Source organism: Serratia plymuthica NBRC 102599 (assembly GCF_001590925.1).
Classification (GTDB): Bacteria; Pseudomonadota; Gammaproteobacteria; order Enterobacterales; family Enterobacteriaceae; genus Serratia; species Serratia plymuthica.
Map to the genome: position 1 here is coordinate 231,416 of NZ_BCTU01000001.1, position 20,920 is coordinate 252,335.

Sequence of the window (20,920 nt, forward strand, 5' to 3'; positions counted from 1 at the left end):
TCGGATATCAACATGACGCTTTCTTCCGCCTTTCAGCCCGTGTTTATTCCGCAGGGTGATTGCCAGCTATCGCTATTGTTTAGCGAGCTGGAACGTATCGATCTGCTATTACAGCATTATTATTATTGCCATTCACCGCGTCACGAGGGTTTTAACGCGTTTCTGCTCAGCGAAGAGGAGGTTGAGGCGCGAATGCAACACCCCGTCGGCAGGCCTCATTGGGCCAGCGTCACACAACCGGTATACCGGGCGGGAAACGGGCAACCATTGTTAACCGAAGGCTTAACTGACCTGATTAATCGCTTCGAACTCACTGACTTTGAACGAGACACGGTGTTACTGGGATTGCTGCTCCATTTTGACAGCCATTATTATGAGCTGTTTTCCTGGATCCAGGAGGGAAAGCAAAGTCAACTGCCCAGTTTTTCATTGGCCCTAACGCTATTTTGCCCTTCAGACAGGGAAAAGCGGGCACAGCAAGCCAGTTTTCTGCATCAGGCGCCGTTAATGAGCTGTCAGCTATTAACGATTGAGGAGAATAAAAAAATCCGGCATGGAGCCAAACCCGCTTTATGACCGACAGCAGTGTGTACCATTTTTTACTCGGGCATCATTATTTGGCTCCGGCGTTAGCGTCGTGGGCTGAATGGTCACCCCCTCCAGCGTTGCCGTTTTATCCTGCCGGCTTAAAACACGCGCTGGCAGGCGTGTTACTGACTGACGATATTGAGCCGCGCCCCGTGGTGTTGCTGCGTGGTATGCCGGGTAGCGCCAGAGCCCATGCGGTGTCGAGCATTTTTGCCTCTGAAAACCGGCAGACGCTGCAGGTTGATATCGATAAGTGCACCGAGAGTGATGACGATGCGCTGCTACTGCATTTAACCTGTCTGATGCGCGAAGCCCGTATGCGCGGCGCGGGTATGGTGATCCGCAACCTGCAGGCACGGATGGAAAAGAGCACGTCACTGCCGGAGAGGTTATCTGAGCACCTGAACCAGCCGGGATTAAGGGTGGTGTGCCTGGTCGAACCCTATGCCCCGCCTTTATGGCTGAAAAAGACGCCCATATTGCAGACAGAGATGCCGGTGTTGACGCATGAGGAAAAAACGCACCTGCTCAGGGATTGCCTGCCGGAACGACGTGCGGCGGATATGGACCTTATCAGTCTCAGCCAGCGCTACACCTTTACCCCGGAAAGCCTGCCGCTGATTGTGCAAGAGGCCGAACTGTATCGGCAGCAACGCGACCCGGCGGATATTCTGCAACAGTGTGATATTCGTCAGGCGCTCAATTTACGCACCCAGCAGAACTTTGGCTCGTTAGCGCAAAGAATTACGCCGAGACGGACATTAAGCGACCTGTTGGTGTCAGAGAGTCTCTTACAGCAACTCCAGGAGATGTTGACGGCCATCCGATATCGGGAAAAAGTCCTGGCCGGCGGTTTTAAAGATAAGGTGGGCTATGGCGTCGGGATTAGCGCGCTGTTCTACGGCGACTCGGGAACCGGGAAAACCATGGCGGCGGAAGTGCTCGCCCATACCTTGGGGGTAGATTTAATCAAGGTTGACCTCTCCACGGTAATTAATAAATACATTGGTGAAACCGAGAAAAACCTCTCCCGTATCTTTGATTTGGCAGAGCAGGACGCCGGTATCTTGTTTTTTGATGAGGCCGACGCCTTATTTGGCAAGCGCAGTGAAACCAAGGATGCCCATGACCGGCATGCCAATATTGAGGTGTCTTATCTGTTACAACGGCTAGAGAATTTTCCTGGGTTGGTTGTTTTATCCACCAATAACCGCAGCCATCTCGACAGTGCATTTAATCGGCGCTTTACCTTTATTACCCGCTTTGCTTATCCGGATGAAACGCTGCGGCATAAAATGTGGCAAAAAATATGGCCGAAGAATATCAAAATATCACCGGACGTTGATTTTGAAAAATTAGCGCAGCGAGCAAATATCACCGGCGCCAATATCAGGAATATTGCCCTACTAGCCTCTTTCTTTGCCGAAGAAAGTGATAATCAGGAAGTCAGTCACCGTCATATCGACGCGGCGCTAACCCGTGAGCTGGCCAAAACAGGGCGGCTGGCTATTTAACCTGCTGACTGAATACCCCGTGTCAATAACTCATCATGGACAGTGATGATTGACTATTAATGCAGAGGAACGAGTATGTCTAATTATCAAACGCTGGTCGACGTGAATAACGCGATGAACAAGATGCTGCGCGCCTATGTGAATGAGGCGGTGGCGATCCGCTTTGATTTACCGGATGTGGATGCTGCGCAGTCCGATGCCGCGATAAGTGTGTTTCTTTATGATATCCACGAAGATCTGCAGCTGCGTACTGCAGAATCCCGCGGATTTAATGCCGCCGCGGGTCGGTTATCACCCGGTTGGGTCAACGTGAAGTGCAACTATCTCATTACCTATTGGGAATCAACCGGCCCCGCCACGGATGCCGGCAACCCGGACAGCCAGCCCGACAACCAGGCCATCCAGGTGATGTCCCAGGTTTTGGCGGCGTTGATTAACAACCGCCAGTTAGCGGATATCCCCGGGGCTTATACGCAGGTTATGCCGCCCAAAGAAAACCTGAACAGCCTGGGTAACTTCTGGCAATCGTTGGGCAATCGTCCGCGCCTTTCACTCAACTATTGTGTCACCGTACCGATTAGCCTGAGTGATAAAGGCGAGGAGGTGACCCCGGTTAAATCCTTGTCTACCACCGTTGAGCCAAAAGCGCCCGTTTCTCCACAGGCCATTTCCGATGTCCTGCGGGAAAGGCTGGTTGTGGCGATAGGAGGTGATTATGATGCCCATCTTGCCGTGACGCACGTCATTCTGGATGTATTGCCGCTTACCACTCAGAGCGGGAGTACTGCTGATATCAGGGTGTCGTTGCGGGTTTCAGGTATGACGCGGACAGATTATCTTGCGCCGATGAACAGGGTTTTTGATGAATGGGAAAAGGGTGAGGTTGCGACGGTCACGCCCGATGGCTATCGTATTTATATCAATGAAGTTGATAAAACCGGCCTGACGGGGATTTAAATACATTTTATTCTGGCATTACCATTACGAAAAAACTTGAAAATAACGAGGGCATTTTATGCGTAACCAATAACCTTTACCCAAAAGAAATCGAAACCGATGCAAGCTCCGCTTGCTAAAGAGGACGAGTCCTTCAAGGCGTTTGAGGACGAGATGCATGATGAGGATAAAAATCGTATATGCCGATAGTCTGGATGTTATAACCAAAGTTGTAAACAGCATTCACGACAGTGTCGACAATACGATTAATCTCTCTCGAGCAGTGCGAGCCCTTGCCAAGAATGGCTCTAACATTCTGATCACTCATACTACGTCAGCGTTCTCTGGCCTGGCAGGATCAACGCTCGGAGCAGTAGTAGGGACATTGATTTTTCCTGGTGGCGGCACTGCTGTTGGGGCCGCAGTCGGTGGCCTAAGTGCAGGGATCGCAAGCAAAGAATTAACCAAAAGAGTTCTTGAGAAGACGCCTCTGAAAAAACAAACGATTGCAAACATCAATATCCCAACAGGGAATTGAACATACTCACGACTCCATTCTCCGGTCAGGTTTATTTACGGTCAAAATTCTTATTTGAGCAACAACAATAGCACCAAGAAGAATCTTGCCGTTATGGGGGTTAAAAAGGCGATAGATGAAGCGACGGGGTTGTCGTTACCTGTCGGGGATCTCGCAAACTTTGCCCTTCAGGCAAAAGAGCTGTGCGATGGTGAAATAGGAATTAAAAAATCAAGAAAATTGAAAAAATATTTGAAGTGATTGAGTCTATTATAACCATGGAGGGGGATGATGACGTACAGAATCGTTTCGAATTTCTTGGTAAAGAGAAAATAAGAAGAGAGGGTGTGCTTAACACTATCAAGCGTGAAAAAGTAAGTGGCGAAGGTATATCAAATTCTGTGGCGCATATGGAAAACAGGAAAAAAGATACACAAAGAATGCTACTCAACTTTCAGTCTGGAGGATATTGAATAGGTTTTTCGCGTTAAGACATCGTCATGTGATATTGCATGGCGGCGTAAAGAGAAACGGAGTTGATTTAAGGGGGTTGTTATAAATGGTTGGATGAGTTATGAGTGAGGAAGAAATTAAGCTGAATTAAGGCTGGCATGTAGAATGACTCATGGATTAATTTTCGGCTAAGCAGTGACGTAATTACTAGCGAGAACAGCAGTAAATGGATGGGGCTATGCTGAACCATAACATTGTCAGGTTTTTTGGAACTTGATAATAAACCAATTTAGACCTTAGCAGATAAGGTTAACTGTCAACTCGGTTTTTTATCAAGAACATTTCCCTTACCTTTTTATATCAATCAGTGGCGGCCACTCCTATACACATTTTTCACCTAGAGGAGATATATCGATGCCAACAGAAAATCCACAATTACAGCCGGCGATCGACGAGTTTAATAAAGCCATTATCCGCGCGGCAGAGTATGAAGGAAATATTGAAAATATTATTCGGGATAAGGTTGACAGACTTTTCCCCGCGGCAGGTAAATCTCTAAAAGAGAATGTAGTTGCCCAGGCGGTAGAAAAAATAGCTGAGGCAAACCAGGCATTTGAGTTTAATCATCTGGGTAACGATCTGCTTGAGTTCCCCGCGGTGGAATATATCGCACGCTCTTTTTTACGGCGAACGCTGGAAAAGATGGCTATTGTTCAGGCGCGCGATCCCGCATTTTCCATAGCAAAAAACAATCCGGATGCCGGGATTGGTTTCCTGGACGGGTGGAGCAGCGATAACGCGGAATGGGCAAAGCAAATGAACGCATTGCTGAATGAAAGCAAGGTTAATGCCCGCGTGTTGACCAGCCTGGCATACAGCTATATCCGCCCTTTTCGCAACCCACAGACATTGCGCAAGCTTGGGGGGGAAGCTAATGAGCCTTTGCTGAACAGCAAAGAAGCCAACCCGCGTTTGGATATTTTTGCCAGCTCAACGGCGGGGGCGCCGCCGGTCATGTCGAAGCCGATCACCACTCAGCCTCACGGCTGGCCGTGGCTAAAATACGTTGACTGGAACGCTGCAGAAGCATTGGGCAACAAAACGTCCCCGGATTTAATTGGCGGCCGGCAAAGCAGCGATCCGCATAAAGGGACGGGCTTCAAGTTTAAGGGCATGTTGCAGGCGATAAAGCCACCGCCGTATCGACGCCATTCATTCTCCCTCAGGGAACGCGACGAACATGAATCGGGGTACGGCGGCTTCGTTATCAACGATAAGTCGATGACCTCTATAGGGGCAGAAAAACCGTTGGTGGTGAACTGGCGTCAGCAGAATATGAATAAAAAACTGCCGATGTTTTCCGGCCCATCCAGCACCACGTCCTATATGTATGAAATTGCCCGTTTGCTGAATCTGCCTACTGCTGAAGCACAGGCATTCAGGCTGCTTTTGTTGGGCTGGATGATCCAGGCGCGCGATCACAGTTTTACCGAGATTATGGGGGCGCTGGATGCTTATGCCATGGAGTTTGATGAGCAGGGGCCCACGTCCGTACCCAGCGATGCGAAAATGGTCTGGGGAGCCAGACAAAACGGCGACTGGCTGCGCGCCTATGAAGATTTGGTGACTGAGGATATTGACCTGCCCGAGCTGGAAGCCAAAACCCTTATTCTCGAGGGGCAAGCGATCCACTTGCCGGCGCAGGGCGCCGTTCACATCAGTCGGGGTGAGTTTGACCAGTTCATTACCGCTGGCAGGGGATATCCGGCGCAATATACTTCAGATGACTACTTGTTGAAAATAGGTGAGGCGGCTGCCGGTGGGGGGGAAGCAGAAGATATGTCCGGGCTGGCGTCAGAACGGATCCTGTATGCACCGCAAAACATGGAAGATCTCAAACTCTATAATGTGCAAGAGCGAGTGCTACCGCCGCGTCCTGCGCAGGGCTCCGCCCGCACACCTTTTCTGGATGCGGAAAAAGACGCGGTGGTCACGGCCTGGCTTGACGCTTTACCTGAGGCTAAACGCGCGAGTATGCTCAAGAGTGCGGCCTCGCTCCTGGCTGAGTCCACGCAAAAAGATTCCCTGGGTCATGTGTTCAATTACGGCAACCGCAACGATATCTGGGAGGTGTTCCTGACACCGCCGGGGACGCATATGCTGGCCGGTCAACTGAAGCTGGATCCGCTTTATCACAGAGAAGGTCCGTTTGTGAATTTGCTGGAACGCGTGGCAACAGAAAAGACGCCGCAGGCACGTGCCAGTTGCCTGCTTGATGTTATCGGCGACAGCAAACAGAATCAGGATATTTTACTTAAAGGGATGCTGCTGGCCGTCACCCGCTTCTACACCGCCAACGGGGCCAATGTGATCAACCCGGGTTACGGCGGGTTCGCGCCGCCGAAAAATGCGGGGGAGATGGAGAGTAGGCTGCAAGCTCTGCTGAAGAGAAATCAATACCTCTCTTCCGGACAGCGCTCACAGGCAAAAAGTGAGTATCGCCAAACGGTTGAACTGCTCCATAGGGCGCTTGAGTCGCCGATGTTTGAACGGTATTCCGGCACGCTCTGGCACGGCAGCCATGTCGCCGTGGCTGAGGCGTTGCTTGAGCAGGGCAACGATGCCCGGTTCCCGGGGTTTATGAGTACCACTTACGATCCGGCGGTAGCCAAGAGTTATATGGCGAAAGGGGCGCTGATTGTGGTTAAACCCGGGGAGGTCAGCGGATCGTTGGTTGAAGGGATCAGTAATGCTCCGGGCGAGAAAGAAGTGCTGTTTCCTGAGGGGACACCGTTTAGCGTTGAAAAAAACTATGTGCTGCATCTTGAAAAAGGTTATCCGCCAGAAGTCAATACAAAGATGAAGCAAAGGAGCTTCGATTTTGAGGTGGCTCGCGGGACGAAGCCGCCTTACGTTAATATTCGGGTGACAGCGCCCGGACAGACCGACGGTAGCGACCCTGAGGGTGAGTGTGAGCTGGCATCGCTGATTGAACAGCTCAAAACCGGCAGCGTCGAGGGGCTGGAGTCGGAGACCAAAGTGGTGGTGCTCAGGCCGAAGGCGTCAAAAGAGGATGAGGTGTCAGCTGAGGAAGCGGATGCCGTCTTGCCGATCCCTGGAGCGAAAAAACCACAGGCGCAAATGATCGCGCGGTGATGACGGCGATGGGACACGCCCACGCTCTCCAACGCCAAAAGCCAGGAGAGGGGATGGCGTGGATGGAGACTACAGGCCACTTCGCAACTATTTGACCTTCATCAGGCAATGACGATTTCTACACTGAAAAAAATGAGTACAGAGCTAAACTTTTATTTTTAAGTAAATTTATATGAAAAGGAGTATGAAATGGGGTTAAAAACATTGTGATTTTCGGTATCGCTTCCTGGCTGAAAGCACTGAAGAACGACAAGTGCTATATTTTCAAGGCCGCCAGCGCGGCATCCAAAGCGCATCGTTATTTGCTGGATAAAATCTGAGTCTGTTAGAGATTCACCAATCACACCAAAGCAAAAAGCCCGCTCAGGTTTCCCTGAGCGGGCTTCTCTAATTTGGCTCCTCTGACTGGACTCGAACCAGTGACATACGGATTAACAGTCCGCCGTTCTACCGACTGAACTACAGAGGAATCGTGTGAACGGGGCGAATAATAGCGGTGCGGCCCGGGCTTGTAAAGCGTGAAAACGTCTCGCCGTTCCGTTTGCTGCAAGATTATTCAACCTGCTGCTTTTTATCGCTTTTATTGGCGCAGTGCTGCACAACGGCCCACGGCGGGCCGCGAGATGCCTTATGGTGGTGCAAGCCTGCGTCACCGGCCGCCGCTTGCGCGCTGGTGTCTGGTCGCGCAAATATCATTTTTTCTTATTTTTCCGTCGATTAGTTAGCACTTTCTCTTATTCCGTTACGCTGGCCCGGATTTTGCAATTCTGTTGTCAACATGGCTTTGCCATACGCAGTTCAGCGGCTCGACGGAGGCAATATGAATCTCAGACGTCTAAAATATTTCGTGAAAATCGTCGATATCGGCAGCCTGACCCAGGCGGCGGAGGTGCTGCATATCGCGCAGCCCGCACTCAGCCAACAGTTGGCGACGCTGGAAGGGGAGCTGAAGCAACAATTGCTGATCCGCACCAAGCGCGGCGTGCAGCCCACCGAAGCCGGCAATATTCTTTATGCCCACGCCCAAACCATTCTGCGCCAGTGCGAACAGGCGCAGAGCGCGGTCATCGGCGCAGGCCAGGCGGTGAGCGGGCAGGTTTCCGTTGGGCTGGCGCCGGGCAGCATGGCCGCGCAACTGGCGCTGCCGTTGTTGCAGGCGGTGCGCGATCGTCACCCGGGGATTTTACTCAGCCTGAACGAGAACATCGGTTCGATGCTGGCCGGGCAGGTGGCGAGCCAGAGCCTGGATATGGCGGTGATCTATGGCGCAAAAATGCCCGATGGCCTGCAAGCCACAGCATTGATGAAGGAAGATCTGTATCTGGTGGCGACGCGTGCGGTGCCAAGCCCCGGTAGCAGCGTCGATCTGTTGGACGTGGCGCGACTGAATCTGTTCCTGCCGCGCGAAGGCGATGTGGTGCGCACGCAGGTCGACGAAGCGATGGCGCTGCGCAAGCTGGCCGCCAACGTGATTGGCGAAATCGAATCCCCAAGTACGCTGAGCGCGGCTATCGCCAGCGGCCTGGGGGCGACCATTCTGCCGGAATCCGTTGCGCGGGCGATGATTGGCCCGGCCAAGGCGTGGATGGCGCGTATCGCCGCCCCGGCGCTGAGCGTGCCGCTTTCACTGTGCATTTCCAGCCAGCAATCGCTTTCCGCCCCGGCGTTGGTGGTGAAGGATATTTTGCTGTCGATTGCCGCTGGCCGCAGCCAGGAAAAACGCACGCTGGCGCTGGTGCAATAGGGATTTAAAAAGGCCCACACGCGGTGGGCCTGAAGGGCAGGTTAGCGGAACGGTGGCTCGTTGAAGGTGCGCAGCTTGCGCGAATGCAGCTTGTCGCCTTCGGCGCGCAATAGATCGATGGCGCAAATGCCGATCTGCAGGTGTTCCGAGATCGCCCCCTCATAGAAGCGGTTGGCCTGGCCCGGCAGCTTGATCTCACCGTGCAGCGGCTTGTCGGAAACGCACAGCAGCGTGCCGTAAGGCACCCGGAAGCGGTAACCCTGCGCCGCGATGGTGGCGCTTTCCATATCCACCGCCACCGCGCGGCTGAGGTTAAAGCGCAGCGCCGAGGCGGAGTAGCGCAGCTCCCAGTTGCGATCGTCCGTGGTCACCACCGTGCCGGTGCGCAGGCGCTGTTTCACCTCTTCGCCCGGCATGCCGCTGACCATTTTGGTGGCGTCATACAGCGCGCGCTGCACTTCGGCGATGCTCGGGATCGGGATATCCGGCGGCAGCACCGCGTCCAGCACGTGATCGTCACGCAGGTAGGCGTGGGCCAGCACGTAGTCGCCGATCGACTGGCTTTCGCGCAGCCCGCCGCAGTGGCCAATCATCAGCCAGGCGCTGGGGCGCAGCACCGCCAGATGGTCGCAAATGGTTTTGGCGTTGGACGGGCCGACGCCGATGTTGATCAGCGTAATGCCCTGGCCGTTGCGCGAAATCAGGTGGTAGGCCGGCATCTGGTGGTTTTTCCAGGCCAGATCGGACACCGCCTGTTCCGGCGCGGTGGTTTCCGGCGTGATGTAGATGCCGCCGGCGCTGGACAGCGCAATATAAGGGCTGTCCGGGTTGGCTATCTCGGCGCAGGCCCAGCGGACAAATTCATCCACATAGCGGGTGTAGTTGGTGAACAGCACGAAGGGCTGGAAATGTTCCACCGGGGTGCCGGTATAGTGCCGCAACCGCGCCAGCGAGAAATCGGCCCGCAGCGCGTCGAAGTGCGACAGCGGGAAGGTGCTGGTGGCATTGAACAGGCCGTCGGCGGTTTCATCGCCGATTTGCGCCAGCTCGGTGGTGGGGAAATGCTGCGCGAGGCTGGCGCTCATCGAGCGATCCAGCATCAGGTTCGAGCCGTCAATCACATAAGGAAAAGGGATCTCCTGCTGTGAAGGCGCCACTTCGATATGGGCGTCGTAGTCGTGCGCCAGCATCGCCAGTTGCTCGGCCAAATAGCTGCGAAACAGCTGCGGGCGGGTAATGGTGGTGGTGTAGCGGCCGGTATGGGTAAAACGGCCGAAGGCGCGGGTTTTGCTCTGGCCGGATTTTTGCCCGTCCCAGCTTACGCGCAGCTCTGGATAAACGAACAGCCCAGCGGCGCGGGTTTGTACGTCAGGCACGCTGCCGTGGCTGATAAAATCGCCCACCGCCTGGCGCAGCGCGGTAACCGAGGCGTCATACAGCGCTTCCAACTGGTCGATCGCCTGAGCGGGGGTAAGGCCGGTGCCGGATTGGTGACTACTCATTCTCTCTCCTTGGTTCTCCCGTCCCTGCGGTGGGAGGCATGCCGATATACCCTTCATCTTTGACGTTACCTCTGCGTTAGCGGCAAGCACTCACCCCAGTCACTGGCTTGAGTAAGCTCTTGCTGCCTTGAGGTAACGCCAACTCATTTGGTTATAGCAATTTATCACAACAGGTTAGCTGAAGCTGGGCGCAAAAGCTTTGCCGAAATGGAACCGGGGAAGACGTAAAGCGCAGCGGCAGGGCTGCCGCTGCGGCGTTGAGATCAGGAGGCCGGCTCTGCCTGTTCCACCTTCAGCGAAACCAGACCGATGCCGCGTTTTTTCGGGGTAAAGCCGCCGCTGGCGCCTTCCTGCGGTTCGGTCGGGGCCGGTGGCGTGATGCTGATGTTTTGCGCGCCGCCGGGGTTGTTGAAGCGCAGGGTGACGGTGGTGTCCTGCTCGCCGAGCGACACGAACTGCTCTTCGTCGCCCACGCGCACCGAGATTGGCGCACCGACGTTTTTGCCGTAGGCTCGGGCGTGCAGCACCAGATCGAAGGTCGGCGGCAGCGGGGCGACATAGTCGATGTTGACCGCCGGCGCGAGGTTGGCGTCCGACCAGCGGCCCCAGTCCTCGACGCTGGATACGCCGGTAATGGCCTTCACCTGTTGCGGCATGCCCGGCAGCATAAAGGCGATGGCGTCCGCCTGATATTTAACGGCGGCGTCGTCCACCTTCAGTTTGTCGACGGCGTTCCGGTAGGCGGCAACGCTGTCCGCTGCGGGCTCGGTAAAGCTGACTTTGCCGCGGTAGTTGCCGCCCTTGGCCTGCACGATGCGCGGCGGGGCGGCCAGATTGCCGGAGGCCACGCAGGTGTCGGTGCTCAGCGCCAGTTCGGGCGCCCACACCCGGCCAATCTCATAGCATTTATCCACCCAGACAAACTTTTCACCCGCCCCCAGGCCGGCGAGCTGCTTTTTCAGCGGTGTGGAAAGATAGACGTTAAACATGGGTTCGATTTTATTGTCCGTCACCTTGAGGATAAACGGCACCTTAAAGCTGATGCCGGAGAAGGTGAAACTGTTGCGCTGGGTATCCAGCTGATAGTCGGAAATGCTGTTCGGGAAGCCCCATTGCTTCACCACCGCCGGTTTCCAGCCGTTGATTTTTTCTTCGATATTCAAGAAGACGGTCGCCAGCGTGGGGCTGGACAGGCTGCTGCGGCCGAGGCCGATATAGTTGTCGCCGCCCATCACGTCCAGCACAGTGGCGCCGTTGTCCAGCGTGCTGCGTTTTTCGTTATGCTGCGCGCTTTGCGGCTGCCTGCCGTCGATAATAAAGAACAGGTTGCGACGTTTTTGTTTGGTCAGAATGTCGTAGGCGGTGTTGTTCATCGCCAGATGATCCGAAGACACTACGATCACGGTGTTTTTGAAATACTCCGACCCTTTGATTTTGTCGATCAGGGCCGCGATATGCTGCTGGCTACAGGCCACCGCGCTCAGCGAACGGTTCTCTTTGTTCTGCCGGCTGTAGGATTTTTTACTGCAGCTCGCGGAGATGAACCCGTCCGGGTGGTGGGTGTCCACGGTCAGCGCAAACAGCGAGAACTTTTTGTTCTGCTGCGACAGCTCGACGAACTTGTCGAAAACCACGTCCAGCACGGTATCGTCGTACCAGCCCCAGTCATTCTTGTAGCCCGGATCGCGGACCTGCTCGCGCAACTCCTTGTAGCCGTAGGCATGGTCAAAGCCGTGCGATTTCAGGAAAGTGTCTTTGCCGGCGAAGGCCAGTTCGGCGCCCTGATAGAAATAATTGTCGTAGCCGGCGGCTTTCAGCACGTCGCCCAGGCAGACGTTTTCCGGGTAGAAGGTGGAAACGGCGCTGGAGGCGTTGCCGTCGAACGGGGCGAACAGCGGAATGCCGCACTGCGAAGCCACCATGCCGGCAATGGTATAGCCGGTGCCCGGCAACTGTTGGGTATTGCTGAAGTCGATGCCGTTCTCACGGTGCTGATTCAGCTCGTCGGCGAGATCGGGAAAGATTTCCGGGTCGAAATAGGTACGCTCAAGGCTTTCGGCATAGATGTACACCAGGTTCGGCGCTTTACCTTGCAGGCTCTTTTTCGGCGCTTTGTAGTAGGTGTAAAAATCGGCGGTGTCGCCGGTAATCTGGCTTCTGAGCAGCAGCGAAATATCCTGAAAAGCCGGAGTGGTGCCGACGGAAAACAGCGCCAGCAGCACGGCGAGCACGCTGTAAACCACGCTGCTGCTTTTCGCTTTGTGCCGCACCAGGCTCCAGGCCAGCACGGCGAAAATCAGCGCCAGCACCGCCAGCAGGCCGATAAACGGCAGCACGTACTTGCTGACGCCGGCCCCTTTCAGGCTGCTGGTGAGGGTGTAGATCACCGCGTCGGTGATGCCGTCGCCGGTAAAATAGTTACTGGCGATCAGAATAACGTTGAGGATCAGATAGCTGCCCAGCAGGATCAGCAAAATGGAAAGCCACCAGCGGTTGGCGGCGGCCTTGTTCCGGTAGATCAAAATTGAGGCTAAAAAAAGTGCAAACGAGACTAATGCTGAAACCATCCACCGTACCCTGTCTGATTAAAAAGAAAATCTTAACTGCCCTGGCAAAGGCTGCCGATCCTGTCGCAGCGCGAAAGAGGAAGGGTATAGCGCATTGAACGCGCCAGGGTCAATGCGCGTTTGCACAGCGGGGTGGCCGCCAGGCGCGAATGAACAATTTTGTGACAATATTGTGACCCTAGTCACTACTGAGAGGCGTGGGTCGCTGAAATATTGCTCACCGGGCATTTGGCTCTACCATTAATGAATGGCGCTGATTGCAGACCGGCGAGGCGCATTAACCTGTTCAGGAGAAAACATGCAGAGCATTTCCACCACCGTACTGGATGATTTGGCGCCGCAGGGCGTGCTGCGCGCGGCGATCAATTTAGGTAATCCGGTGCTGGCGCAATGGGGGCCGGATGGGGAACCGCAAGGCGTGTCGGTCACGCTGGCCGGCGCGCTGGCGCATGAGCTGGGCGTGGCGCTGGAACTGGTGACCTATGATGCGGCGGGCAAGGTTTTCGCCGCGCTGGAAACCGCCGCCTGGGATGTCGCCTTTATGGCCATCGAGCCGGTGCGGGCGGAGCAAATCGCCTTCAGTGCGCCTTACGTCATTATTGAGGGCACCTATCTGGTGGCGCAGGAGGCGCTTTATCGGCAGGTTGCCGAGCTCGACAGGCCTGGCATACGCATTGCGGTGGGTCAGGGCGCGGCCTATGACCTGTATCTGTCGCGTACTTTAAAGCAGGCGGAACTGGTGCGGGCAGAGACTTCGCCTGCCGCGATCACCTTATTCTTCGAACAGGGATTGGACGCCGCTGCGGGCGTGCGTCAACCGCTGCTTGCCGCCGCTGCGGCGAACCCGGGCTACCGGGTGCTGGACGGGCATTTTACCGCGATTCACCAGGCGATGGCGGTGCCGCGCGGTAAAGAGCAGGGGGCGGCGTATGTGCGCTGTTTTGTGGAAAGATGCAAGGCCAGCGGGTTGGTGCAGCAGGCACTGAAACGCAGCGGCCAGGGCGAGGTAACGGTGGCCCCTGCGGCGTGAGGCGGTTGGCAACGGGCTTTTGTGGTTCAAGGGTAGGGGCGCTGCATAGAGCGCCCCGCGAATAATCTTTAATGCAGTTCCACGGCGTATTGTTCCACCGGGGTGATTTTCTTGATCAGCTTATTGTCGAACAGGAATTGTTCGTAAGCCTGGTAGCGCGCGCTGTCCAGCCTGGCCGGATCGGTGGCGAACAGCGGCAAGCTCGCCTGCCATGCCTGCTTGTTCAGTTCGGTGTTCAGCTCCGGATGGGTTTTGGCGAAGGCCAGCCAGGTTTCCTGCGGGTGAGCCTGCAGGTAATCGTTGCCTTTTTTCAGCGCGGCGAGGAATTTCTTGATCTTCGGCTCGGCTACCGCGTCGCGGTTGGCGACGATGATCAGTTCGTCATAAGCCGGCACGCCGTAGTCTTCGACGTTGAACACCACCGGATTTTTCCCCTGCAGTTTCAGCTCCAGCGCTTCAATGTTGCGATAACCGCCGATCACCGCATCGACCTGGCCCGCCAGCAGGGCGCTGGTCAGTTGGAAATTGACGTTAATCAGTTTCATGTCGTTCGGGTCGATATGCGCATGTTTGGCCATGGTTGACAGCGTGGCCTGCTCGATGCCGCTGACGGAATAGCCGATTTTTTTGCCCTTGAGATCCGCCGGCGAAGTGATGCTTTTATCCAGCGTCATCAGGGTATTGAGCGGCGAGTCAATCAGGGTGCCCACGCGCACCAACGGCAGGCCCTGATCGGCGAAGAAGTGCAATTGCGGCTGATAGGTGATGGCGAGGTCGGCCTGTTTTGCCGCCACCAGGCGCGGCGGCAGCGCCGGATCGGAAGGGGGCACAATCTTGACCTCGAGGCCTTCAGCCTTGAAGGCGCCAATTTGCTCGGCCACCATGATGGGCGCGTGGTCGGGATTGATATACCAGTCGAGCACCAGCGTCAGTTTTTCGGCGGCGGCAGCGTTGCCGGCCAGAGCGGCGCTGAGCATCAGCCCGCAGAAGGTTTGCTTGATCATTTCTTACCCCAGTCGTTAAAAAGTTATCAGTCGTTTTCCGGCGCCCAGTCGATCAGGCGCAGCAGCAGCGCATCCACCGTCATCCACAGCAAGACGGTCATCAGCACCAGAATAAACAGCGCGGCAAAGCAGACGTCGGTCTGCATGCGCGCGTTGGCGTTCAGCATCACGTAGCCCAACCCTTCCGCCGAGCCGACCCATTCGCCGATAATCGCGCCGATGGGCGCGACGGCGGCGGCCATGCGCAACCCGGAACCAAAGGCCGGCAGCGCCGCCATCAGCCGCACATGGCGCAGTTGCGCCCAGGGGGACGCGCCCATGGTGCGGGCCAGATCGAGATAATCGTTATTGACCCGGCGCAGCCCATCAAAAAACGCGGAGGTGACCGGGAAGAAGATCACCAGCACCGCCATCGCCACTTTGGCACTCATGCCGAAGCCGAACCACAGCACCAGCAGCGGCGCCAGCGCAAACACCGGTATCGCCTGGCTGGTCAGCACCAGCGGCATCAGCCAGCGTTGCAGCCGGGGCGAATAGATCATGCACAGCGCCAGCGCGGCGCCGAGCAGCACCCCAATCCCCAGCCCGCAGGCAATTTCCGAGGCGGTGATCAGCGTGTGATAAGCGAGATAGGCGCGCCCGCTCCACAGCGCCTGCGCTACCGCAGAAGGCGAAGGCAGCAAAAAGGCGGGAATATCGCCCAACGTGATGAGCCACCACAGCAGCAGTAAACCGGCGAACACCGTCAGGCTGCGGCGCACCCGTGACAGGCGGTTTTCAATGAGCGGCTTCATTCGGCGGCCCTCATCAGTTGCTGCAACAGCTCGCCCTGGCTTTTCAGCAGATGGGGATCGTCCGGCGTGCGCGGCGGCAGGCCGCTGATGACATGTGTATCGTCAATGCCGGCGGGGTAGCGGGAGAGCACCAGCAGGCGATGGCTCAGGCGGCAGGCTTCCATCGGATCATGGGTAATCAGCAGCACGGTATGCTGCGCCAACAGCTCGGCCGCCAGGGTTTGGATCATGGCGCGGGTAATGGCGTCCAGCGCCGAGAAGGGTTCGTCCATCAGCACAATCGGCTGGCGTTCATACAGCGTGCGCGCGATGGCGGCGCGCTGGCGCATGCCGCCGGATAAGGCCGAGGGCAGGGCTTTGGCGTAACCGCTCAGCCCCACGCGCTCGAGCAGATGCCCGGCCCATTCCCGGTCGGTTTTTTCACCGCGCAGCCGCGCACCGAGGCTGATATTTTCGGCGACGGTCAGCCACGGATAGAGCAGGTCCTTTTGCCCCATATAGGCGATGCGGCCGGCTATCGGCAGGCCATCGCTGCCGGTCACTTCGCCGGCGGTGGGCCGCATCAGCCCGGCGATAATCTTCAGCAGGCTGGTTTTGCCCGCGCCGCTGGCGCCGAGCAGGGCGACAACGCTGCCGCCGGCGATATCAAAACTCAGCCGATCGAAAATCACCTGCCGGCCAAAGCGCAGGCTGAGATCCCGCACCTGAATGCCGGGCGGCGCGATGCGGTCACTCATGAGGCGTTCAACCCCATCTGCCAGAAGGCGGACTCCAGCCGGGTGGCGGTGGTGAAAATCTCTGCAAGCTCGGCAAAGCGGCTTTCTGCGCCACGCTGGTGGCCCACGCTCTCCAGCAGATCTAGGGCCGCCTGCACGCCGGCCAGATAGTTTTTATCGCCATAGTTGCGGATCCACGAGGCGTAAGGATTGCCCTCCATCACCGTCTCCGGGTCCTCAAGCAGGCGCAGGCCAATCTCGGCATAGCCTGCGACGCAGGGCATCAGTGCGGCCAGCAGATCCAGCGCATCGCCGGAGTGGCCGATATCGAGCACATAGCGGGTGTAGTTCAGGGTTTCCGCCGCCTCGGGTTCGGCGGCAATCTCGGGTTCGCCCAGCCCCCAATCGGCGCAGTAAGCCAGATGCAAAGGCAGCTCGGCGACGATGGCATTGAGCGAAGCGGTGGCCGCGCGCATCTCCGGCAGCGTGCGCAGCTTGCTCACCAGCAGGGCGTAGGCGCGTGCGAAGTGGATCAGGAACAGATAATCCTGGGTCAGATAGCGGCGGAACGCGGATTCAGGCAGCGTGCCGGCGGCCAGTTGCCGAATAAAAGGGTGAGCAACGTAGTCCTGCCAGTCCGTGCCTGCCTGTTGGCGCAGCCGTCCGTAAAGACCGTTATCGAAAAGGGGAGTAAACATGGGACCTCCAAAAGTGAGTGGAGATCCGGGCGCGCTGAGGTATGAACAGGCAATGACCGAGAGAGTGATTGCCGACCCGTCCCTTCGCTGGCATGACCCAGATCAGGTTCAAAGGGTTCGGCTTGCGCCATCTCAGCCCGTAACAGGACACCCCTCGGAGGAGCCTGTTATACGATATTTGCTTTTTGATTACAATGCTCGGGCGGGGGCGGCAATCGGTTCGTTTAGTGCGGTTCGCGACGATTTCTCTGGCACCGGCGGCGGCATTTTTGCACTGTAATCCGGTAATGTTGACTCTGAGGAATACTCTCCATGAAGAAGATCGGCTTTCTCTCTTTTGGTCACTGGACGCCTTCGGCACAGTCCGGCACCCGTTCGGCGGCGGATGCGCTGCTGCAATCCATCGATCTTGCGGTCGCTGCAGAGGAGCTCGGGGCGGATGGTGCCTATTTCCGCGTGCATCACTTCGCCCGCCAGCTCAGTTCCCCGTTCCCGCTGTTGGCTGCCGTCGGCGCCAAAACCCAGCGCATTGAGATCGGCACCGGCGTGATTGATATGCGCTATGAAAACCCGCTTTATATGGTGGAAGACGCCGGAGCCGCCGATCTGATTTCAGGCGGGCGGCTGCAACTCGGCATCAGCCGCGGCTCGCCCGAGCAGGTTATCGAAGGCTGGCGCTATTTTGGCTATACGCCCGCAGAAGGCGAGACCGAGGCCGATATGGCCCGTCGCCACACCGAGGTGCTGCTCGATGCGCTGCGCGGTGAGGGCTTTGCCGAGCCGAACCCACAGCCGATGTTCCCTAATCCGCCGGGGCTGCTGCGCATCGAACCTTTCTCCGCCGGCTTGCGCGATCGCATCTGGTGGGGGGCCAGCTCCAACGCCACGGCGGTGTGGGCGGCAAAACTGGGGATGAACCTGCAAAGCTCAACGCTGAAAAACGACGAAACCGGCGAACCCTTCCACATTCAGCAAGCCAAGCAGATCCGCGCTTACCGCGCCGCATGGAAAGAAGCGGGCCACACGCGTGAACCGCGCGTGTCGGTCAGCCGCAGCATCTTTGCGCTGATGAACCAGCAGGACCGCAGCTACTTCGGCGGCAGCGGCAAGGAAGGCGATCAGGTCGGGTATATCGACCAGCAAACCCGGGCGATTTTCGGCCGCAGCTACGCCGCCGAGCCGGAAGCGCTGATCAAACAGCTGGCGCAGGACGAAGCCATTGCCGAGGCGGACACCTTGCTGTTAACCGTGCCTAACCAGTTGGGCGTCGATTACAACGCACACGTGATTGAGTCGATCCTCACCCATGTCGCCCCGGCGCTGGGCTGGCGTTGACAGAACGCAAGATGACGCGAGGCCAGGAAAATGTCGATGGTAAATGATGCATAGCAAAAGTCTGTTTAGGGATTCTGAAGCGGAGTCGTTTAGATAAAACTTATCTTGCGGGTTCTGAGTTCACCGATATCTCCTGCTATCAGGGTGAGTTCCATAAGATCACCGTTGAGCATTTTTCATTGAATTAGTCAGAATGGCTATCACTGATTTGAAGAGTGATAGCCCTTTTTTTATTTTTTGTTGATTTTTAGGTTGTTGTTTTTATCCTGTGATAACGAAAAACGTGCAGCGAAAGTTCGCTCATTATTCGCATCACTCTTTTGAAGGCTATAATACGCAGTGTAGGTGTTTTCAGGTTCGAATTTAAATCCGAATATAGGTAGGCATTCTCCTTGTACGGCAATGGGTCTCGTCACTGGATCAGAAAATGTCTTAAGCAAGCTTTGCCCTGATTCACTATAGAGTTGCACCGATGTGATATATTTCCAGTCTTTTTGTGTCGTTGAAATGCAAACATTACTACCTTTTATGGTTACTTGTGCAGGATACTCAACGACCATAGGGTCTTGATGTGCAGGGCAGCCAGTCAAAAGGAATGTGATTATTAATGTTGTGATTTTTTTCATAAATATTTATCTATGGCTTGTAATTATTTTTTTGTAAAGGGATGGGATGTCCCGCATGTCATTTATACCGCGATATTTTCCTATCCTGTTTGGATGTTGATAAAATCGCCATGTGTCAATCCCGTAGGTCAATAGCAACCAGTAGTCTGCAAGTATAGATGCTTGCTGTTCAAGAGAATAATCTACCAATCTCTCTTTATCCAATCGGTATGTATAATTAGCCGCCCAACTCAGTGATCCACGCAGCCTAACTCATTGCCCGCTTTGGTGTTGCCAAACATGGCCAAGTTCATGGATAAACACATATTTACTTTCAACTTTGACAGACAGGGATGAGAAATCAGGCGCGTATCCTTCTTTTCTGAACCATATTTCACCATTCGGGCTCATTGCGAAGTTTGGCTTTTGCAGCTTGAAAGGGAGATAACTATTACAATGTACCCAGACTCGACTATATACAATCGAATCTCCGTACACTCGACGAGCCATAGCTATCTCACCTTGGGTCATCAGACGCAATGTTCCTTCTTTTACCTGCGAAGTGTTATCTGGCATCAACAAAATCCTTTTGTTTAATAGTGAAGCTGGATTGTATCGGTTGATTTTTGCGCAGTCCAGTTCGCAGATAACGCTATCGAAAGGCAAGTAGGGGAATGATATTGAAGAGTGCCGTTGACTTATTTTGCTCAAATTGTATTTTAAAGCCATGCATACATTCCTGATTATCGTCCCCGAAGGGGGCATGCTGTTTGAGTCGGCGGGTGTCGCCGACATCCTGATGCAGGCCAACCGCTTGAGGCCCAACGACGCTCCGCTCTATCGGATTGAGGTCGCCACCACGCAAGCTCATCGGGTGGTGCATGGGTCATCCGGATTGAATTTGCTGGCCGATCATCGCCTTTCCGATCTTGACCCTGAACAGGAACGTGACACTGTCATTGTCACCGGAAAGGGGGCGACCGAGGAGGAAGGCGCGTTTGTCGCAGGCTGGCTCCGCCGTGCCGCGCCCAACGCACGCCGTATCGCTTCCGTTTGCGGCGGGGCCCTGCTGCTTGCCGAGGCCGGTTTGCTCGAAGGGCGCCGGGCGACGACGCACTGGCGTTTGCTGGATACCCTGCAATCTCGTTACCCGAAGGTGAAGGTCGAAAACGGGCCGATCTACGTTCAGGACGGGCCCGTCTGGACCTCCGGCGGCGTCAGCTCCGGTTTCGATCTCACTCTGGCGCTGGTGGAAGACGATTACGGTTTTATTCAGGCGCGTGAAGTGGCGCAAGATCTGGTGATGTTTCTTCGCCGCCCCGGCGGGCAGTTGCAGTTCAGCCGCTATCCGTTGAATCAGGCCAAAACGCCTGGCCCGATCCGCGATCTCCAGTCCTGGATCCTGGAAAATCTGGACGGCGATCTTTCCGTTGAGAAACTGGCAGAAAGGGTCGCCATGAGCCCACGAAACTTTACGCGCGTGTTCACCCGCGAGACCGGCATCTCCCCCGCTAAATTCGTTGAAGAAGGGCGCTTGCATACCGCCCGGCAGCGCCTGGAGCAGAGTGCGGAAGGCATCGAGCATATCGCCGTGACCACCGGCTTCGGCAATGGCCTCAACCTGCGGCGCGTGTTCGAAAGAAACCTGCAACTGACGCCGACCGAGTACCGCGATCGTTTTCACTCCCGCAATTTGGCGTAAATTGATCTATAAACGTCATTTACGCCATGTGTCTCTCCCGGCTAGATTGGCAGGCAGAG

18 protein-coding genes, 1 tRNA gene, 2 pseudogenes and 1 riboswitch are annotated in these 20,920 nt (G+C 55.8%); of the genes and pseudogenes, 12 read left to right on the plus strand and 9 right to left on the minus strand.

Annotated features, from left to right (window positions below; all coding sequences use genetic code 11):
• Window positions 1-12 precede the first annotated feature (12 nt).
• The 8 genes and pseudogenes from SPL01S_RS25775 to SPL01S_RS25095 all read left to right on the plus strand — a co-directional run.
• Window positions 13-576, plus strand: a complete 564-nt coding sequence (locus SPL01S_RS25775) for a hypothetical protein (RefSeq protein WP_306303364.1) — start codon at window positions 13-15, stop codon at window positions 574-576.
• Window positions 573-2,102: an ATP-binding protein gene (locus tag SPL01S_RS00990; RefSeq protein ID WP_306303366.1), complete on the plus strand. Its 1,530-nt coding sequence runs from the start codon at window positions 573-575 to the stop codon at window positions 2,100-2,102. Before SPL01S_RS25775 ends, SPL01S_RS00990 begins: the two co-directional genes overlap by 4 nt.
• 75 nt (window positions 2,103-2,177) lie before the next feature.
• Window positions 2,178-3,059 carry a Pvc16 family protein gene (locus SPL01S_RS00995; RefSeq protein WP_063197033.1) on the plus strand — a complete coding sequence of 294 codons (882 nt, stop codon included), beginning with the start codon at window positions 2,178-2,180 and terminating at the stop codon, window positions 3,057-3,059.
• Between the two features lie 157 nt (window positions 3,060-3,216).
• Window positions 3,217-3,576, plus strand: a complete 360-nt coding sequence (locus SPL01S_RS01000) for a DUF1269 domain-containing protein (protein ID WP_063197035.1) — start codon at window positions 3,217-3,219, stop codon at window positions 3,574-3,576.
• A 54-nt stretch (window positions 3,577-3,630) separates the two neighbouring features.
• On the plus strand, window positions 3,631-3,816 hold the full coding sequence (locus SPL01S_RS25090; protein ID WP_111738486.1) for a hypothetical protein: 186 nt from the start codon (window positions 3,631-3,633) through the stop codon (window positions 3,814-3,816).
• Window positions 3,813-4,028 (plus strand): hypothetical protein, encoded by a 216-nt coding sequence (locus SPL01S_RS01005; RefSeq protein WP_063197037.1) that lies wholly within the window; start codon window positions 3,813-3,815, stop codon window positions 4,026-4,028. The genes SPL01S_RS25090 and SPL01S_RS01005 overlap by 4 nt, the downstream gene beginning before the upstream one ends.
• A gap of 394 nt (window positions 4,029-4,422) precedes the next feature.
• Window positions 4,423-7,164: an ADP-ribosyltransferase gene (locus SPL01S_RS01010; protein ID WP_063197039.1), complete on the plus strand. Its 2,742-nt coding sequence runs from the start codon at window positions 4,423-4,425 to the stop codon at window positions 7,162-7,164.
• A 218-nt stretch (window positions 7,165-7,382) separates the two neighbouring features.
• A pseudogene (locus tag SPL01S_RS25095) lies at window positions 7,383-7,484 on the plus strand (DNA primase); the annotation flags it as partial.
• Between the two features lie 73 nt (window positions 7,485-7,557).
• Here SPL01S_RS25095 and SPL01S_RS01015 read toward each other — a convergent pair.
• Window positions 7,558-7,633 (minus strand) — tRNA-Asn (locus tag SPL01S_RS01015).
• Between the two features lie 351 nt (window positions 7,634-7,984).
• Between SPL01S_RS01015 and nac the strand changes: the two genes are divergently transcribed.
• A complete protein-coding gene (gene nac / locus SPL01S_RS01020; RefSeq protein ID WP_004946527.1) occupies window positions 7,985-8,908 on the plus strand; it encodes a nitrogen assimilation transcriptional regulator NAC in 924 nt (307 codons plus the stop codon).
• A gap of 41 nt (window positions 8,909-8,949) precedes the next feature.
• Here the strand turns inward: nac and SPL01S_RS01025 are convergent, their stop codons facing one another.
• Entirely contained in the window at window positions 8,950-10,410 is a 1,461-nt protein-coding gene (locus SPL01S_RS01025) for an AMP nucleosidase (protein ID WP_063197041.1), read from the minus strand.
• A 263-nt stretch (window positions 10,411-10,673) separates the two neighbouring features.
• The gene (gene opgB, locus SPL01S_RS01030; protein ID WP_063197043.1) at window positions 10,674-12,977 is read right to left on the minus strand and encodes a phosphatidylglycerol--membrane-oligosaccharide glycerophosphotransferase; all 2,304 of its coding nucleotides are present in this window, start codon (window positions 12,975-12,977) and stop codon (window positions 10,674-10,676) included.
• A 298-nt stretch (window positions 12,978-13,275) separates the two neighbouring features.
• On the opposite strand from opgB, the gene SPL01S_RS01035 reads away from it, so the two are divergent.
• Window positions 13,276-14,007 carry an ABC transporter substrate-binding protein gene (locus SPL01S_RS01035; protein WP_063197044.1) on the plus strand — a complete coding sequence of 244 codons (732 nt, stop codon included), beginning with the start codon at window positions 13,276-13,278 and terminating at the stop codon, window positions 14,005-14,007.
• A gap of 68 nt (window positions 14,008-14,075) precedes the next feature.
• Here SPL01S_RS01035 and SPL01S_RS01040 read toward each other — a convergent pair whose 3' ends face one another.
• Genes SPL01S_RS01040 through SPL01S_RS01055 form a run of 4 tightly spaced genes read right to left on the minus strand, consistent with a single transcriptional unit; the run spans window position 14,076 to window position 17,219 of the window.
• On the minus strand, window positions 14,076-15,011 hold the full coding sequence (locus tag SPL01S_RS01040) for an ABC transporter substrate-binding protein (protein ID WP_063197046.1): 936 nt from the start codon (window positions 15,009-15,011) through the stop codon (window positions 14,076-14,078).
• A 26-nt stretch (window positions 15,012-15,037) separates the two neighbouring features.
• Window positions 15,038-15,805, minus strand: a complete 768-nt coding sequence (locus tag SPL01S_RS01045; protein WP_063197049.1) for an ABC transporter permease — start codon at window positions 15,803-15,805, stop codon at window positions 15,038-15,040.
• The gene (locus tag SPL01S_RS01050) at window positions 15,802-16,542 is read right to left on the minus strand and encodes an ABC transporter ATP-binding protein (protein WP_063197051.1); all 741 of its coding nucleotides are present in this window, start codon (window positions 16,540-16,542) and stop codon (window positions 15,802-15,804) included. Before SPL01S_RS01050 ends, SPL01S_RS01045 begins: the two co-directional genes overlap by 4 nt.
• Window positions 16,539-17,219 carry a TenA family protein gene (locus SPL01S_RS01055; RefSeq protein WP_063197053.1) on the minus strand — a complete coding sequence of 227 codons (681 nt, stop codon included), beginning with the start codon at window positions 17,217-17,219 and terminating at the stop codon, window positions 16,539-16,541. Before SPL01S_RS01055 ends, SPL01S_RS01050 begins: the two co-directional genes overlap by 4 nt.
• Window positions 17,220-17,281: 62 nt before the next feature.
• Window positions 17,282-17,384, minus strand: a riboswitch (TPP riboswitch).
• A gap of 147 nt (window positions 17,385-17,531) precedes the next feature.
• On the opposite strand from SPL01S_RS01055, the gene SPL01S_RS01060 reads away from it, so the two are divergent.
• Window positions 17,532-18,554 carry an LLM class flavin-dependent oxidoreductase gene (locus tag SPL01S_RS01060; protein WP_063197055.1) on the plus strand — a complete coding sequence of 341 codons (1,023 nt, stop codon included), beginning with the start codon at window positions 17,532-17,534 and terminating at the stop codon, window positions 18,552-18,554.
• A 230-nt stretch (window positions 18,555-18,784) separates the two neighbouring features.
• Here SPL01S_RS01060 and SPL01S_RS25100 read toward each other — a convergent pair whose 3' ends face one another.
• Both SPL01S_RS25100 and SPL01S_RS25810 read right to left on the minus strand, forming a co-directional pair.
• Window positions 18,785-19,180 (minus strand): putative T6SS immunity periplasmic lipoprotein, encoded by a 396-nt coding sequence (locus SPL01S_RS25100; protein WP_073972001.1) that lies wholly within the window; start codon window positions 19,178-19,180, stop codon window positions 18,785-18,787.
• Window positions 19,181-19,186: 6 nt separating this feature from the next.
• Window positions 19,187-19,690: pseudogene (locus SPL01S_RS25810) on the minus strand (type IV secretion protein Rhs).
• 196 nt (window positions 19,691-19,886) lie between these two features.
• On the opposite strand from SPL01S_RS25810, the gene SPL01S_RS01065 reads away from it, so the two are divergent.
• A complete protein-coding gene (locus tag SPL01S_RS01065) occupies window positions 19,887-20,861 on the plus strand; it encodes a GlxA family transcriptional regulator (RefSeq protein ID WP_063197229.1) in 975 nt (324 codons plus the stop codon).
• Window positions 20,862-20,920: the final 59 nt, after the last annotated feature.

Bases quoted from the DNA above. Each gene is read 5' to 3' on its own strand.
- SPL01S_RS25775 (WP_306303364.1), top strand. From the start codon at position 13: ATGACGCTTTCTTCCGCCTTTCAGCCCGTGTTTATTCCGCAGGGTGAT.
- SPL01S_RS00990 (WP_306303366.1), top strand. From the start codon at position 573: ATGACCGACAGCAGTGTGTACCATTTTTTACTCGGGCATCATTATTTG.
- SPL01S_RS00995 (WP_063197033.1), top strand. From the start codon at position 2,178: ATGTCTAATTATCAAACGCTGGTCGACGTGAATAACGCGATGAACAAG.
- SPL01S_RS01000 (WP_063197035.1), top strand. From the start codon at position 3,217: ATGATGAGGATAAAAATCGTATATGCCGATAGTCTGGATGTTATAACC.
- SPL01S_RS01010 (WP_063197039.1), top strand. From the start codon at position 4,423: ATGCCAACAGAAAATCCACAATTACAGCCGGCGATCGACGAGTTTAAT.
- nac (WP_004946527.1), top strand. From the start codon at position 7,985: ATGAATCTCAGACGTCTAAAATATTTCGTGAAAATCGTCGATATCGGC.
- SPL01S_RS01025 (WP_063197041.1), bottom strand. From the start codon at position 10,410: ATGAGTAGTCACCAATCCGGCACCGGCCTTACCCCCGCTCAGGCGATC.
- opgB (WP_063197043.1), bottom strand. From the start codon at position 12,977: ATGGTTTCAGCATTAGTCTCGTTTGCACTTTTTTTAGCCTCAATTTTG.
- SPL01S_RS01035 (WP_063197044.1), top strand. From the start codon at position 13,276: ATGCAGAGCATTTCCACCACCGTACTGGATGATTTGGCGCCGCAGGGC.
- SPL01S_RS01040 (WP_063197046.1), bottom strand. From the start codon at position 15,011: ATGATCAAGCAAACCTTCTGCGGGCTGATGCTCAGCGCCGCTCTGGCC.
- SPL01S_RS01045 (WP_063197049.1), bottom strand. From the start codon at position 15,805: ATGAAGCCGCTCATTGAAAACCGCCTGTCACGGGTGCGCCGCAGCCTG.
- SPL01S_RS01050 (WP_063197051.1), bottom strand. From the start codon at position 16,542: ATGAGTGACCGCATCGCGCCGCCCGGCATTCAGGTGCGGGATCTCAGC.
- SPL01S_RS01055 (WP_063197053.1), bottom strand. From the start codon at position 17,219: ATGTTTACTCCCCTTTTCGATAACGGTCTTTACGGACGGCTGCGCCAA.
- SPL01S_RS01060 (WP_063197055.1), top strand. From the start codon at position 17,532: ATGAAGAAGATCGGCTTTCTCTCTTTTGGTCACTGGACGCCTTCGGCA.
- SPL01S_RS25100 (WP_073972001.1), bottom strand. From the start codon at position 19,180: ATGAAAAAAATCACAACATTAATAATCACATTCCTTTTGACTGGCTGC.
- SPL01S_RS01065 (WP_063197229.1), top strand. From the start codon at position 19,887: ATGCATACATTCCTGATTATCGTCCCCGAAGGGGGCATGCTGTTTGAG.